Origin of the sequence: Streptomyces sp. NPDC048211 (assembly GCF_043202315.1) — a bacterium.
GTDB lineage: Bacteria > Actinomycetota > Actinomycetes > Streptomycetales > Streptomycetaceae > Streptomyces.
Genome location: NZ_JBIDAD010000026.1, coordinates 27872 through 43225 on the forward strand (window position 1 = coordinate 27872; position 15354 = coordinate 43225).

The window sequence follows — 15354 nt, forward strand, 5'->3', positions numbered from 1 at the left end:
ACTCCCCCGTCACTCAGCCGAGGATGAGGGCCAGCGCTTCGTCCCGCACCCTGGCGCAGGTCCGGGCGTCCCGGGCTTCGACGTTGAGCCGCAGCAGCGGTTCGGTGTTCGAGGCGCGCAGGTTGAACCACCAGTCCGGGGTGATGACGGTCAGGCCGTCCAGCTCGTCGAGCTCGGTCTGCGGCCGGCTCTCGTACGCGGCCCGGACCGCTGCCAGACGGGCGTGCTGATCGTCGACGGTGCTGTTGATCTCGCCCGACGCGGCGTACCTGTCGTACTGGGCGACCAGTTCGGACAGCGGTCTGCTCTGGCCGCCGAGCGCGGCGAGGACGTGCAGAGCGGCGAGCATCCCCGTGTCGGCGTTCCAGAAGTCGCGGAAGTAGTAGTGCGCGGAGTGCTCGCCTCCGAAGACCGCCCCGGTCCTGGCCATTTCGTCCTTGATGAAGGAGTGCCCCACCCGGGTACGGACGGGCTTGCCTCCGCTCTCCTCGATGACCTCCGGCACCGCCCAGGACGTGATCAGGTTGTGCAGGACCGTGGCGCCCGGAGCCTTGGCCAGCTCCCGGACGGCGACCAGCGCGGTGATCACCGAGGGGGAGACCGGCTCGCCCCACTCGTCGATCACGAAGCAGCGGTCCGCGTCCCCGTCGAAGGCGATGCCCAGATCGGCGCCGGACTCCCGCACCCGGGCCTGCAGGTCCACGATGTTCTTCGGGTCCAGCGGGTTGGCCTCGTGGTTCGGGAACGTACCGTCCAGCTCGAAGTAGAGAGGAACGAGATCGAGCGGCAGCCCCGCGAAGACGGTCGGTACGGTGTGGCCGCCCATGCCGTTGCCGGCGTCCACGACCACCTTCAGCCGGCGGATCCCGGACAGGTCGACCAGCCCCCGCAGGTGCTCCGCGTACGCGCCGAGCACATCGCGCCGCTCGATCGCGCCGACCGGCTTCAGCAGGGGCGGCGCACCGGAGACGGCCCAGCGTTCGACGAGCTCGCGGATCCGTGCCAGGCCCGTGTCCTGCCCGACCGGGACCGCCCCGGCCCGGCACATCTTGATGCCGTTGTACCGGGCCGGGTTGTGCGAAGCGGTGAACATCGCCCCCGGCAGGCCCCAGGACCCGCTCGCGTAGTACAGCTCGTCCGTGGAGCACAGCCCGATCTCGATCACATCCGCGCCGCGCAGCGCGACGCCCTGGGCGAAGGAGTGGGAGAGCCCGGGCGACGAGGGCCGCATGTCGTGCCCGACGACGACCGCCTGTGCACCCGTCACCTCGACGAAGGCGGACCCGAACAGCTCCGCCAGCGACTCGTCCCACTCGTCCGGGACCACACCGCGAACGTCGTACGCCTTGACGATTCCAGACAGGTCGGGCACGGCGGTCCTCCGCAGGTGTCAGTTCGGCGACCGCGCCTTCCGCGAGCCGGTATCCGAACCTACGGGCCGCGTCGCGGGACACCGCACAACCGGCGAGGACCGGATGAGGCTTCGGCAAGTGCCCCCGTCCTGAGGCGACTTGTGTCCCCCCGGCAGGCGCGGGGTGCGCACGGAAACCGGGTCCCGCCGGGCCGGGCCGGTCCACGGCCCTGCCCGGCGAAACCGCAACGGACAGCCTCAGACGGCGCTCCAGCCGCCGTCCACCGACAGGCTGGCACCGGTGACGAACGACGACCGGTCACTGCACAGCCAGGCCGCCGCCTGGGCCACTTCCACGGGGTCGGCCATGCGCTTCTGGACCGATTTCTCGACGAAGGACGTTTCCAGGTCCGGGGCCTGAGCCAGGACCTCTTCCATCATCTCGGTGCGCGTGCTGCCCACCACCAGGGCGTTGACGCGGATGCCCTGCTCGCCGTACTCGAGAGCGGCCGCCTTGGTCAGACCGATGACCGCGTGCTTGGCGGCCACGTACGCCGCGGCGGCTCCGGTGGCCCTGACTCCGCCGATGCTGGAGGTGTTCACCACCGCCGCGTGGCGGCCGGTGGACAGCATGGCCGGGATCTGGCTGTGCAGGCAGTTCCACACGCCCCGCACGTTGACGTCCATGATCCGGTCGAAGACCGCTCGGTCCGTCTCGTGGATCGGGGATCCCGCCACCGCGTAGCCGGCGTTGTTGAACGCCGCGTCCAGCCCGCCGAAGGTGTCGACCGTGACCGCGACAGCACGCTCGACGTCCTCGTCGCTGGCCACGTCCCCCGGCACGGCCACCGCCCGTCCCCCGGCGGCGGTGATCTCCTCGACGAGCGCGTCCAGCCGCTCCTTGCGGCGGGCCATCAGCGCGACGTGCGCTCCTTCCGCGGCGAACAGCCTTGCCGCGGAAGCCCCGATCCCGCTGGACGATCCGGTGATCATGATCCGTCTGCCGTCCAGTAGACGCCGTACCTCACTCATGGTGTCTCCCCCCATCGACGCGGGCTCCCCGCCCGTCAGTAGTGAACCTTCTCGGAGCGACGATCGTCATGACATCCGAAACATTCCTCTTGCCCGGCCGGAGCGGGCCCCGGTGGCCATCGCCAACCCGATGACCACCGGGGCCCGCTCCGAAAGCGGCCTCCACCCCGGCATCGCCCTCGCCGGTGTCACCCCATGGCCGGCTGCGCACCGCGGCTGTTGCCCCGCTCCGGATTCAGATCGATCCTGTCGGCGAGATCCGCAACGGCGACTCCCGGCAGCAGCAGCTGCCACATCTGCACCACCTGTTCAGTAAGGTCCTCCCTGCCGTTGCGCAGTTCCGCGTACAGCTGCACACCCGTACACGCGCCCACCACGAAGGTGGCCGTCCGGTCCGGGTCCACACCTGGGCGCAACTGGCCATCTTCCTCGGCTGCTTGCAGACAATCCGTCATGATTCCCTGCCAGTTCTGGTAGGCATTGAGGTTCTGGACGCCAAAGCCGCCCTGCTCCACCGCCAGCCGCACGCCCGCCCGCAGCAACACGTCTTCACGCAGTTGCCGTGACCAGATCAAGGTGAGATCCACCAACCGCTGCAGTCCCCGCGAAGCAAGGTGCGGCACAACTGTCTGAGGCTGTGCGTTCATGACCTCGAGCGCCAGTTCCTGCTTCGACTTGAAGTGGAAGTACAGCGCGCCGGCGGTCACCCCCGCACGCTCCAGGATCTTGGTGATGGCCGCCCCCGCGTAGCCGTTCCTGTCGAACTCCTCCGCAGCCGCGAGCACGATCAACTCGCGGGTCCTCAGAGCCCTTTCCTGTGTAGGTCGCGCCATCTCAGCTCCCATGTACAGCTCGACAAAAAAAAGAACGACCTCTATGTTATCTATCGTTGCCTGCACCGTCCACCTCACGACGACAGCGCCATCCGCACTTGGACCTGCCCCAACATCTCCCGGGAGTTCCGTATGCACCGCCCTGCCGTTGCGCCGCGCCCCGAATTCGTCCAGAAGGAGTTCGTCCACAAGGCGAACGCCGACGAGGTCCTCCTCACCGGTTGGAGCCGAACGGACGACGACACGTTCACCGTGTCCGCCCACTGGCCCACCGCCCACAGCTTCTACGTGACGCGTCAGGGACACCTCGACCTGATGCTTCTCAACGAGACGGTCCGTCAGGTCTTCCCGCTGCTCTGCCACGCCGCATACGGCGTACCGCTCGGTCACCACCTGCTGTGGGACACCTACGCGTACGAGATCACCCCTGCGGCCTCCCTCGCCCATGACCTCTCCGGCCACGTCGAACTGCACGTCAAGTGCCTGAGCTCGCTCTACCGGGGGACCCGCCTCTCCGCGCTGTCGCTCCAGATCACCACCGTGCGCAACGGCATCGAACTGGCCGGCGCCCGCACCCGGTTAACCGTCCAGGCCCCGGCCGTGTACCAAAGACTGCGCAACGGCCGCGGAGCGCCAGGCCTCATCCGCCCGCTCCCGCTGAGCAGACCCGCGACGGAGATACCCCCACAGCTTCTCGGCCGCGACTCCCTCGACGACATGGCGCTCTCCCCCACGGGAGCCCCCGGTCTCTGGCAGCTGCGGGTCGACACCGGACACTCGCTGTTCTTCGACCACCCGGTCGACCACGCCCCCGGAATGCTGCTGCTCGAAGCGGCTCTGCAGGCCGCGCAGTCCATGACCCACCCGCGGCGCATGGCCCCGGTGGGAATGGAGACCCTCTTCAAACGCTACGTCGAACTCGACGCGCCCTGCCTGATCGGCGCCCGCGCACTCCCGGACGACACGATGGGCCGCGCACGCGTGGGCATCACCATGCGGCAGGAGGACGTCGAGAACTTCGCGGCCACCATCACCCTGGCGCCCGTACTGACCGGCATTCCCGGACGGCCGCTGACCGGCATCATCCCGTCGTCGGTCCTGGCACCGGCCCAGTTCGTGGCGTAGGCCCTCCCGTCCGTGCCCCTTCGCGCACCCGGAGTCGCTCAAGACGCCGCCGCTCCCGTGGGAGGGCTCCCCACCGCACCTCCCCCGGCAGCGGCTCGTACCCGCGGCAGCACTCCCCATCCGAATCGTCAGAAGGCGTCATCATCGTGCACTCCACGTTCCGTCCGGACATGCTGGCCATCGCGCGGTGGTGTGCGGCGGCCGGCTGGCCGGTGCACCCGCTCGCCGCGGGCCGCAAGACTCCCGTACGGAACTGCCCCGCGTGCGCCGAGCCCGGACACGTACACCTCGGCTGCCCCTGCATCCCGGCCGGCCGGTGGTGTCACGGGTTCCACGCCGCGACCACGGACCCCGGCCGGATCAGCGCCCGATGGGGCCATGACCAGCGGTCGGGTGTCGGGGTCTCCTGCGGGCCGGCGGGTCTCGTCGTGATCGACATCGACGCCCATGCCGTCCCGCTCCCGGAGCGTGGACGGCTCCTGCCGGGAATCCCCGTGCACGACGGCGTGGACCTGACCGGTCTGGAGAACGGCTTCCACTCCCTCGCCCTGCTGGCGGCACTCCGCCGGGAGCCCGACCCCGCAGCCGATCCGGCGACCTTACGGGTCCGTACCCCCTCGGGCGGCATGCACGTGTGGTACCGCGCAGGAGCCGGCCGGAACTGGCTGTGCTCGACGGGTTCGGGGCGCGGCCGGGCACTGGCCTGGCAGGTCGACGTACGTGCGACGGGCGGATACATCGTCGCTCCGGGCACCACCACGACGGCCGGCACCTACACACCCGTGGGCGACTGCCGGACGCCCGCCCCCCTGCCCGCCTGGCTGGCCGGCGAGCTCACCCGCACCGGCCACCTGAACACGCCCGCGCCCACGGCCCCTTCCCACCGGACCCCGCCGTCCCGCGCCCGCCAGGCGGTCGCCGCGGCAGGCGGCGGACGCACCGCCGCGGCGCGTGTGCTGGAAAGCGTCCTGGCGGATGTCGCCACCTGCTCGGCCGTCGAACAGGGTGCGGGTTTCACCGCCAAGCTCAACCGTGCGGCGTTCACCCTGGGCGGCCTGGTGGCCGCGGGCCACCTTTCCCACCACACCGCACACGACACGCTGCTGGCCGTCGCGGAACATGTCCGGCCCGGCCGGCACACCCGCGCGGCCACCATCGTGCGCAATGGACTCGACGCAGGCACCCGACGCCCCCTCTACCCGGGAGGACGCTCGTGAGTTCTGCCGTCTTCGACCCGGCCACGACAGCACTGCAGATCCTGGCCAGGACACCGCAGGACCAGACGCCCTGGTCACGCGCGCCCACCGCACCGCACCCACGCGCCGGGGCCGCGGACGCGCCCCTGCGCGGCAGGCCCGCCGGGCCGTTCCGGACGACGGATTCCGGACTGCTGCCCGACTCCCTCACCGACCGGGGCATGGCGAAGACCTTCGCCCACCTATACGCGCGGGACTACCGGCACGTCAACGGCCTGGGCTGGTACAAGTGGACCGGCTACCGCTGGGAGCCGGACGAGCACGACACAGTCGTCTGGAGCGCCGGCGACATGGCCGAGTCGCTGGCCACCACCGACCCCACCGGCGAGTACAACACCGTGGAACTGCGCCGTGAGCGCCGCCGCGCCATGTCGACCCCTGGCATCAAGTCCATGCTCACCCAGGCCAAGTCCGCCGAAGGCATGCTGCTGGACGCCTCCCGCCTGGACGCCGACCCGTACGCCCTGTGCACACCCGGCGGAGTCGTCGACCTGCGCACCGGGGCGCTCGGCCCGCCCGACCCGCTCGCCGGATTCCACTCACGCGCCACGTCGGTCTCGCCCCAGCAGATGCCCACCCCCCGCTGGGACCGCTTCCTGACCGACACCTTCGGATCGGACGCCGAGGGAAGGGAGATGATCTCCTTCCTGCATCTGCTGCTCGGCTACGCCATCACCGGAGACGTCGGCGCGCAGATCCTGGCGTTCCTCTACGGCATGGGCAAGAACGGCAAGAGCGTCCTGCTCGACGTGCTCGTCAAACTGCTGGGCGACTACGCCGACGCGGCCCCGCCCGGATTCCTGATGGCCAAGCCCTTCGAGAGCCACCCCACGGACCTCACCGAGCTGCACGGCCGCCGGGTCATCGTCTGCTCCGAACTCAAGGCGGGCGACCGCTTCGACGAGGCCCGCGTCAAGCTGCTCACCGGCGGCGACATCATCAAGGCCCGACGGATGCGCCAGGACTTCTTCTCCTTCGTCCCCACCCACAAGCTCTTCCTGCTGGGCAACCACAGACCCGAGGTCGGCACCGGCGGCTTCGCGTTCTGGCGCCGGATGCGCCTGGTGCCCTTCGAGCGTGTCGTCCCCGACATCCGCAAGGTCGACAACCTCGCCGACATCCTCGTCACCGAGGAGGGGCCCGGCATCCTGGCGTGGCTGATCACCGGGGCCCGCCGCTACCTGGGCGGCGACAAGGATCTCACCGGGCCGGAGAGAGTGCGGGTGGCCACGACGGCGTACGCGGAGACCGAGGACCACCTCGGGCGCTTCCTCGCCGAGTCCTGCAAGGTCCGGCCCGGTGCGCGCGCCGAACAGAAGACGGTGCACCTCGCCTACACCCGCTGGTGCGAGAGCGAGGGCGCCTCACCGGTCTCCTCACGCGCCTTCGCCGCCCGTGTCCGCGAGGTCATCGGCATCAGTTCGCCCAAGGAGATGGCCACCTCGAACTCCAGAAAGTACTACCCAGGTATCGCCCTGCTCGCCGACAACACCGAGGAGCGTGCGTGAGCGCCCTGATCGACCCCGAGGACCTCACCCACGAGCACGACCTCGTGTGGCTGGAGGACACCAGCTCTCTGGGTTACGTACGGCAGGCCCTCGACCGCATCGCGGGCCGCACCCGCCGGCCTCCCTATCACCGGGCCGGGCGCCTCGTCGGGTACGCCACACTCAGCCCCGGCGCCCGGCCCTCACGCGCATCCGGCACCTACGTCCGCCGGGTCTTCTGGCTCGCCCCCCACGACCGCGACCAGCAGCCCGACGGGCTCTACAGCAGCGGCGCCCCGTCCGAGGCCGTCGACCCCCGCACCGTGAGCCCTGGAGTGAAGGGCTACAAGACGGAACGGTCCGAAGGCGGTCCCGCGTCCGACGCCATGCGTGAACTGGGCATCACCCTGCCCAAGGCCTGATCGCCCCCTGAGGGGCCCGTGCGGAGTTCTCCCGCGCGGGCCCCTTCTTCTCTGTCCCGGTCGCTGGTGTCCCGAGCGACCGAAACCCTTGAGACTCTGCTCCGGTCTCTTTGATCGCTGGCCCGGAACTGAACGAAACCGCAGGTCAAAGAGGTACGGGCCGCCAGACAGGGACTGAAGCGACTCAGCTTCGCACTACAGGCTCCTACGCTCTCGGCCTCGGATGCGTCACAGATGCGTACCTTGAGTCGCTTCAGTCGCTTTTCCTGTACCGGTAAGCAGTCTGACCAGGCGTTATCAGGAAGCGGCTCAGCGATTTCCGCTCCGCCGCCAGTCCCTGAACGCCCGGACTCAGACCCTCTTGGTCACTGAGTCGCCGCTATCCCCGCAGCGGGGCCGCGCTGGGAACGGGGCGTCTTGTCCCCCACACGGCAGGGCTCGATGGTGCGCGGGTCCACGGCCTCGCCGGGCGCGCCTTCGTGGTACGGACCGTCAGGCTTCGCGTCGCGGTCGTGCGGAAGGAGGAAGAAGACACGGCGGCGCTGGAGCCCGCTGTCGGGATCGGCTTCGGCTTCGGCGTCGAGTTCGGTGTAGCCGACCATGCGGCCGTCCCGTTCGTAGCGGGGTTTGCCGCGGCGCCGCGGCGTCTTGTCGAGGGCCTGGCGCACGTAGTCGAGCTCTTCGGGGTTCTCCAGCCACACCACGGCGTTCTCATGGCGGAGGTCGCTCTCGTTCAGCAGCGAACTCATGACCGCAGCCCCTTTTCGATGTCGTCGGCCGATTGCGGGCCGCAGTGGGTGTGATGAGCACGTTCCCGGGTGGGGGCACCGTGTCCAGGATAGGCGCCGGCCGCGCGCGGGCAGCCGCCGGATGGCTCAGGCATGGTCGGCCCTGGGTTCGTCGTCGGAGAGGAGCCCGAGGCCCGGGTAGTACTTCTTGCCGCTGGATTTCATCATGTCGGCAGGCGAGGCGAGGGAGAGTTCCTGGCGGACGCGGGTCGCGAAGGCGCGGGCCGTGGCGGGCCGGATGCCTTCGCCGGCGCTGCACCAGCTGCTGTAGGTGGCGTACAGCAGGCCCTGCTCGACACGGAGATCGCCCGGGGAACGGTCTGAGCCGCGCTCGTGAGCCCCTGTGGTGCAGCATTCGGCGAGGAAGCGGCCGATGTGGTCCTCGGTGGTGGCGTAGGCCTCGGTGGCGGTGCGGACCGTGGCGGGGCCGGTCAGGGGGTCGCGGGTGGCGAGATAGAGCTTGGCCCCTTCGATGAGCCACTGCAGGATGCCGGGTCCTTCGCTCTGTACGAGTTCCTTGGCCAGGTTGTCGATCTTGCGCATCGCCGGAACGACGCGTTCGAAGGGGATCAGCCGGATCCGTCGCCAGAAGGCGTGGCCACCGGTCCCGACTTCCGGGCGGTGGTTACCCAGCAGCCACAGCTTGTGGGTGGGGTTGAAGCTGAAGAAGTCCTGCCGCATGCGACGGGCCATGATGCGGTCGCCACCGGTCAGCAGCTTGACCCGGGATTCGTCGAACTTGTCGTTCGGCTTGAGTTCCGAGCACACGACGATCCGGCGGCCGTGCAGCTCGGTCAGCTCGGTGGAGTGCTCGGAGAACTTGCCCTTCTCCATGAGGAAGCCGGGTGGGGCGGCCTGGGCGTAGTCGCCGAGGATCTGCGTCATGACGTCCAGCAGGACGGACTTGCCGTTGGCGCCGGTGCCGTAGAGGAAGGGCAGGACCTGCGCGCCGACGTCTCCGGTGACGGAGTAGCCGAGCAGCAGGTGGAGGAAGTGGATGGTCTCCTCGCCCTTGGCGTCGTCACCGAAGGTGTCGTGGAGGAAGCGGTGCCAGCGGGGAGTGGGAATCGCCTCGGGGGCGACGCTGGTCGCCCGGGAGTGCATGTCCGTCTCGGGGTCGGGCTTGTGGAGGTCTCCGGTGTGAAGATCGACGACACCCGCGGGAGTGCATAGGACATAGGGATCACCGTCCAGGACGTCCGGGTCCAGGGCGAGGGCCGGGGACGCCTTGGCCTGGGTGAGCATGGCCTTGATCCCGGGGGTCGACATGGAGCGCCTGCGGTGGGAGGCGAGTTCCCGGTCGGTGAACTGACCGGTGGGATCGTTCGCGGGCATCTGCTCGGCAAGGTCGCCGGCTGCCCAGACCGCCGCCTTCTCACCGCCCGTGCGCTTCCAGCGGTACTGGTCCCAGTGGTACCAGCCCAGGCCCTCCACGTGTCGGAACTGATCACCGAACATCACCGCGAACAGCTTGGCGTTGCCGCGGTCCGTGAGCAGGGCGGGCAGCCGGCCCGACTGCGAAGGCTGTTCACAGACGACTGAGGCGGTCTGCTGGGCGGGCAGGCTCGGCTGGCCTGCCTCGGCTTCTGCCCGGACTTCGAGATCGAGCATCTGCTGCGCTGCGGCAGTGGCGTCGAAGCGTGGGCTGTCGGCGCTGCTCATGGGCGTCCTTTGAGGTGAAGCGGCCGGCTCGCGCCGGCGGACAGGGCAGAGGCGATGACGGAGAGGCTGTGCCGGCTGCGGTGGGGTCGTGCTGCGTCAGCAGCTGTGGTCAGCAGGTCGCGGGCCTGCGTTTCGGTGAGGTGGCCGGTGGCGATCAGGCCTCCTGCGGTGTAGGCGGCGCGGTTGAGCTTTTCGGTGAAGGCGGTTCCCTCCGTTGCTGCTGCGCATGCTTCCACCTGTGCCAGCAGCGTTTCCAGAAGCTGGTGGGCGCGTTGCCCGGCCGGTCGTCGTGAACGGGGCCGTGGTGACGGGACCGGGACGGATTCCTGGCGCACCGGGTGCCCCGTGCGCCGGAGTTCTGCCGCGAGCCAGTCGGGGAGGACCGCGGGGAGCCGGGCCGGGCCGACCGCTGTGTAGGTCCCGGCGGGCGTGCGGGTGGCCGGGGTGACGATGTAGCCGCCGGTGGAGCGGACATCGACCTGCCAGGCCAGGGCTGCTTTGGGGCTGGAACCCACGGAGGACCGGTAGCGCGGCCCTTCGGGCGGCGTCCGGTACCAGACGTGCAGTCCCCCTGAAGGGGTACGTACCCGAAGGGTGCCGTGGTCGTCCACCGGGCTCTGCTGGCCGCGCAGCGCGGCCAGCAGAGCGAGCGTGTCGAACCCGGAGGCGAGCCCTGTGAGATTGACGCTCTCGTGAATCACGATGCCGGGGAGCAGCCGGCTCCGGTCGGGCACTTCGGCACTGTGGGCGTCGATGTCGAGAACGACGAGGCCTGCCGGGCCGCAGGACACTCCGACTCCCAGGTGCGGGTGCTTTCCCCACCATGCTTCCAGAAGGTCCGGGTCCGTAGTCGCTGCGTGGAAGCCGTGACACCACCTGCCTGCGGCGTGGCACGGGCATTCCCGCGGCTGGTGCTGTTCCTCGCGGCACAGCGGGCAGTTCCCGGCGGGGGTCTTGCGGCCGGCTGCCAGAGGGTGGACGGGCCAGCCGTTCCCGGCACACCAGCGCGCAACAGCGTAAGGACTCGTGGTTCCCGCACTGCGGGGCCCACTGGTCTCACTGTGACGCGGCACCCTGATCGTCCTTGCCGAAGGCCAACAACATGCTCAGCCCCTCAGGTAAACATGCAGGTCACAGCGTCCTTGCTGTGGGATAAGGGACCGAAGGGACTGAGTTTTTCAATTGCGACAGAGCCTACAGGAGGCGCTTGCGCGCAGGTGTGGCTGTTTTCGGACTTGGTCCCTTCAGTCCCTTTGTCACCTGGGAAGTTGGGCTTGTCCGGCCGGGTGGCGCGGGATGCCAGGAGCCTGGCGGCCGGGCGTGTCGCTGCTGTCGGGCCACTGTCGGGCCTGGCTCGCGCGGGAGGGACTGAACGGTGGGGCCCCTTTCGGTCCCTCTTCAGTCCCTTTGGGAAAAGCGCAGGTCAGAAGCTTGTGACTGCTCAAAACGAGGGACCGAAGGGACTGAAGGGACCGAACTTCCCTGTTCCCTCTTACATGCGTGTGTGTGTATGTGCACGCGCGAAACAAAGGGTACGTATTCCTGAAGCGCTGATAACTGCGACCTCTCAGTCCCTTCAGTCCCTCGAAGCTTCGCCATATGCCCTCTGACCTGCACTTTCTCAAGAGGGACTGAAGAGGGACCGAAAAGGGCCCCACCGTTCAGTCCCTGCCCGGAAAGATCTTTTCGCCCTAGAACATGAGGTTTATCGGCCGCCTCATGAGTGACTGCGGGACGGCTCCGGCTCGTGTGCCGCCATCAGGTCCTCCCGGGGCAGCAGGAGCGGGGTGGCCAGGATGAGCAACCCCGCGGCCGTGAGGGCTGTGCGGGGGCTGGTGGCGTCGGCAAGCAGCCCGGCGAGCGCGGTGAGGACGGCGATGGACACCTGCTGGCCGATCGACCAGGCAGACAGAGTGCGGGCGACGAGATGCCTGGGGGTGTGTTCGAGCCGGTACGTAGCGAGTACCGGGGTGTACAGGCTCATGTTGATGATGATCGCCAGCTCGACGGCCATCACGGTGACCAGGCCGACGATGCCCGGGCGGACGAAGGCCAGACCGATCAGCCAGACGGCGCGCAGGGTGCCGATGGTCCGGAACACCCGGTGCCGGCCGTAACGGGCTACGACAGGGCCGGCCAGCCGGGAGCCGATGAGCCCGCCGAGACAGGGAACCGCGAAGGCGAGGCCGTACTGCCAGGCCGGGAAACCGAGTTGGCGTAGGAGGAGCACGGCCAGCAGCGGTTCGGTGGCCATGATCAGACCGCCGACGAGCATGTTGTTGAGGTACAGCGCGCGTAGGACGGGATGCGTCAGGATGTGCCGCCAGCCGTCGAGCAACGCCCCCGCCCCGGCAGGGCGCGGCACCGGCCTCTGCGGGGCTTCCTCCCCGTCTCCGATAGCGGTGAGGCACAGGGCGGACAGCAGATAGCTCAGCGCGTCGGCCACCACGGTGACGACCGGCCCGAACAGACCGATCGCCGCTCCGCCCAGCGGTGGCCCGACCGCGATGGAGCTCCAGTTCGTGGACTCGAACCGGGCGTTGGCCACCAGCAGGTCATCCGGCCGGACAAGAGCCTTGAGGTAGGCGCCACTGGACGCGTTGAAGGCGATCCGGGCTGAGGCGACCACGGCCGAGACCACGAGCATCTGGACGAAACCGAGCAATCCGAAGGCATAGGCGACCGGGATCGTCACCATGGCCGCGAACCGGGTCAGATCCATCGCGATCATGACCGGGCGCTTGCGCCGGAACTCCACCCACGGCGCAAGCGGCAGCGCGATGAGCGCGCCCACCGCAGGCCCCACCGCCGACAGCGCGGACACCTCGGCGGGACTGGCGTCCAGGGCCAGGACAGCGATCAGCGGCAATGCGCCGAACCCCAGCCCCGACCCGTAGGCACTCACCGCGTACGCGGTCCACAGCCAGCCGAACCGCCGGCCGAGCGGTCTCCTGCCCTTCACGTTCAGCACGCCCCTGACTCCCACCCGAACAACCAGACGTTGACCGATGAGAGCTAAACGAGCAGCACCGCAGCAGGTCAAACAACCGGCTTGCCGACCGTCCACAACCACACGTTGTGCCCTAACGTGGTCCGGCATGGATCTCGAAGCCGTACGTACCTTCGTTGCCGTCGCGGACGCCGGCCAGTTCCAGGAAGCCGCTGCCGATCTGGCCCTCACCCAGCAAGCCGTCTCCAAGCGCATCGCCGTACTGGAGAAGAACCTCGGTGTGCGGCTGTTCACCCGTACGGCGCGCGGCGCCGAGCTCACCATCGACGGGCAGGCGTTCCTGCCCCAGGCGCGCGAACTGCTGCGCGTTGCCGAGAGAGCCGTCGCATCCGTGCGGCCCGGCCGCCGTCCGCTGCGCGTCGACGTGATCGCTTCACGCAGCGCACAGGCGGGGCTGATGCGAGGCTTTCACCGCGCACACCCCGACATCGAGCTCGACGTGCTGATGCTGTTCGACATCGAGGCGGCCGTCGCCGCCGTCCGGTCCGGTGCGATCGACGCGTCCTTCCGCGCCGTCGGCGTGCCGGGCCGGCCCCTCCCCGAGGACATCGAGTCCGCCCGGGTGCTCGACGAGCCCCTCCAGTTCCTCACCGGCCCCGCCCATGTGCTGGCGGACGCCCGGTCGGTGCCGCTCGCCCAGCTCGCCGGGCACCGGATCTGGATGCCCGGCCTCGTCCCCGGCACCGAGTGGGCGGCCTACTACGACGACCTCGTCGACGAGGCCGGCCTCACCATCGAGGCGACCGGCCCCAACTTCGGCTCCGACGCTCTCCTCGACACCATTGCCGACACCCCCGCCCTGGCCACGTTCATGGGCGAGCACACCCGCCTCATCTGGCCCGCCGGCCACGGCCTGCGCCGCATCCCGGTGACCGACCCGACGCCCGTCTATCCGCACTCGCTGATCTGGCGCCGCGACAGCCCTCACCCGGCCCTGTCCACACTCCGCGCCTACCTCGGCTCCGCACAGCCCGACCGTCCCGACTTCCCCGACCGCCCCGGCAGCGAGGTCAGGAAGTCTGTCTGGACGCCTGCATGGACGCCTGCGTGGACACAGCGTTGAGCAGCTCCGGGGCAGCCACGGTCGATCGTCAGCCCTCTCGTACGCCGTAGCAGCGGGCGTGCCGCGCGAACCGGGCACGCCCGGCGCACGATCGTCGCGTACCTTCGGGCGCGTCGGGGCCGGCGATCACGTGCGCTCGCCAACGCCCTTGACCTTAAGTTTGGTTGAGGTCCTAACGTCACGCGTGTTGATCACCGCCTGACCACAGGAGACGACCTCATGATCCTCGTGACCGGAGCCACCGGAAATATCGGAAGCGCGCTGTTGAAGGAGCTCCAGGCGCTCGGCGCCGGACCGCTGAGGGGACTCACCCGCGACACCGCACGGGCCGCGTTTGCGGAAGGAGTCGAGGCCGTAGTCGGTGACTTCGCCGAGACAGCCACGCTGAAGCCCGCCATGCGGGGAGCCCGCTCGCTCTTTCTCGTATCACGCCTGGGATCGGACGCCGAGATCATCGAGGCGGCCCGGCAGGCAGGCGTGGAACACGTCGTGCTGGTCTCCTCCATCACCGTCCAGACCCACCCGCACCTGGGCCCCGCCCACGAGAACCTGGCTGTCGAGCAGCTCCTGCAGGACAGCGGCATGGCGTGGACGATCCTGCGGCCGACGCAGTTCGCCTCGAACGCGCTGTGGTGGTCAGGAGCGATTCGCAGGCACGAAACGCTCCGCGTGCCCTATGCGGACATCGGTCTCCCCACGATCCACCCCGCGGACATCGCCTCGGTAGCTGGAGCGGCCCTGACCCAATCCGGCCACCACGAGCGCACGTACGCGCTGACCGGTCCGGAGAGGGTCACGCCCCGGCAGCAGGTCGGGGCCGTCGCCACGGCGCTGGGGCGCCAGGTGCCGTTCGCCGGGATCAGCCGGGCGGAAGCCCACCGGGAGATGGCCGACTTCCTGGGCGACGAAGCCGCTGACGCGGTGCTGGACCTGACGGGTGGAGACGTCAACGACGAGCTGCTCAAGGTGCGTGACACGGTGTCCCGGATCACCGGCACTCCGGCCAGGACGTTTCAGCAATGGGTGACCGAGAACGTCCACGCCTTCCGCTGAGCTGCCCGGCCGGGGACAGGGACCCGGCCGGGCTGTGTCTCCAGACGCTCGGTGCCTCCTACGGATCCCCTCCGGGCCCGCGGCGCCGGCACACCGATCACGGCCGCCTGTGGCACTCCCCCACTGCGCAACTCCCCCACTCCCGTCCCCGGGTCAGCAGGAAGTTCAGCGCGAGCAGGAGGCAGATCGCCCAGTGAGTACGGGAGCGTTGGCATGGGGCGCGGCCGGACGGATCGCCCTCACCCGCTGCGGGGTGTTGCCTTGCCATCGAC

Annotated in this window: 13 protein-coding genes; 6 read left to right on the forward strand and 7 right to left on the reverse strand. The window is 69.4% G+C overall.

Annotated features, from left to right (window positions below):
* Positions 1-13 precede the first annotated feature (13 nt).
* The 3 genes from ACGFZA_RS40690 to ACGFZA_RS40700 all read right to left on the reverse strand — a co-directional run bounded on the left by ACGFZA_RS40690 (position 14) and on the right by ACGFZA_RS40700 (position 3228).
* Complete coding sequence (locus tag ACGFZA_RS40690; protein WP_393685995.1) at positions 14-1372, reverse strand: phosphomannomutase/phosphoglucomutase; 1359 nt, start codon at positions 1370-1372, stop codon at positions 14-16.
* A gap of 237 nt (positions 1373-1609) precedes the next feature.
* Positions 1610-2383, reverse strand: a complete 774-nt coding sequence (locus ACGFZA_RS40695; protein ID WP_393685997.1) for an SDR family NAD(P)-dependent oxidoreductase — start codon at positions 2381-2383, stop codon at positions 1610-1612.
* Between the two features lie 188 nt (positions 2384-2571).
* On the reverse strand, positions 2572-3228 hold the full coding sequence (locus ACGFZA_RS40700; protein WP_393686028.1) for a ScbR family autoregulator-binding transcription factor: 657 nt from the start codon (positions 3226-3228) through the stop codon (positions 2572-2574).
* Positions 3229-3348: 120 nt separating this feature from the next.
* Here ACGFZA_RS40700 and ACGFZA_RS40705 point away from each other — a divergent pair, with 120 nt between their 5' ends.
* From ACGFZA_RS40705 to ACGFZA_RS40720, 4 genes are all read left to right on the forward strand, one after another.
* The gene (locus tag ACGFZA_RS40705) at positions 3349-4341 is read left to right on the forward strand and encodes a ScbA/BarX family gamma-butyrolactone biosynthesis protein (RefSeq protein ID WP_393685999.1); all 993 of its coding nucleotides are present in this window, start codon (positions 3349-3351) and stop codon (positions 4339-4341) included.
* A 146-nt stretch (positions 4342-4487) separates the two neighbouring features.
* Entirely contained in the window at positions 4488-5558 is a 1071-nt protein-coding gene (locus ACGFZA_RS40710) for a bifunctional DNA primase/polymerase (RefSeq protein ID WP_385286070.1), read from the forward strand.
* A 200-nt stretch (positions 5559-5758) separates the two neighbouring features.
* Positions 5759-7105, forward strand: a complete 1347-nt coding sequence (locus tag ACGFZA_RS40715) for a phage/plasmid primase, P4 family (protein WP_393686030.1) — start codon at positions 5759-5761, stop codon at positions 7103-7105.
* Entirely contained in the window at positions 7102-7506 is a 405-nt protein-coding gene (locus ACGFZA_RS40720; protein WP_385286074.1) for a DUF6009 family protein, read from the forward strand. The genes ACGFZA_RS40715 and ACGFZA_RS40720 overlap by 4 nt, the downstream gene beginning before the upstream one ends.
* A 365-nt stretch (positions 7507-7871) precedes the next feature.
* On the opposite strand, the gene ACGFZA_RS40725 is transcribed toward ACGFZA_RS40720, so the two are convergent.
* The 4 genes from ACGFZA_RS40725 to ACGFZA_RS40740 all read right to left on the reverse strand — a co-directional run bounded on the left by ACGFZA_RS40725 (position 7872) and on the right by ACGFZA_RS40740 (position 12918).
* On the reverse strand, positions 7872-8255 hold the full coding sequence (locus tag ACGFZA_RS40725; RefSeq protein WP_385286076.1) for a DUF6009 family protein: 384 nt from the start codon (positions 8253-8255) through the stop codon (positions 7872-7874).
* Between the two features lie 126 nt (positions 8256-8381).
* Positions 8382-9956 carry a phage/plasmid primase, P4 family gene (locus ACGFZA_RS40730; RefSeq protein WP_385286078.1) on the reverse strand — a complete coding sequence of 525 codons (1575 nt, stop codon included), beginning with the start codon at positions 9954-9956 and terminating at the stop codon, positions 8382-8384.
* On the reverse strand, positions 9953-11029 hold the full coding sequence (locus ACGFZA_RS40735; protein WP_393686002.1) for a bifunctional DNA primase/polymerase: 1077 nt from the start codon (positions 11027-11029) through the stop codon (positions 9953-9955). The genes ACGFZA_RS40730 and ACGFZA_RS40735 overlap by 4 nt, the downstream gene beginning before the upstream one ends.
* 644 nt (positions 11030-11673) lie before the next feature.
* Positions 11674-12918, reverse strand: coding sequence for an MFS transporter (locus ACGFZA_RS40740; protein WP_393686032.1), 1245 nt, complete (start codon positions 12916-12918; stop codon positions 11674-11676).
* 136 nt (positions 12919-13054) lie between these two features.
* Here ACGFZA_RS40740 and ACGFZA_RS40745 point away from each other — a divergent pair, with 136 nt between their 5' ends.
* Positions 13055-14029, forward strand: a complete 975-nt coding sequence (locus tag ACGFZA_RS40745; RefSeq protein WP_393686004.1) for a LysR family transcriptional regulator — start codon at positions 13055-13057, stop codon at positions 14027-14029.
* A 219-nt stretch (positions 14030-14248) separates the two neighbouring features.
* The gene (locus ACGFZA_RS40750) at positions 14249-15082 is read left to right on the forward strand and encodes an SDR family oxidoreductase (protein ID WP_393686006.1); all 834 of its coding nucleotides are present in this window, start codon (positions 14249-14251) and stop codon (positions 15080-15082) included.
* Positions 15083-15354 lie beyond the last annotated feature (272 nt).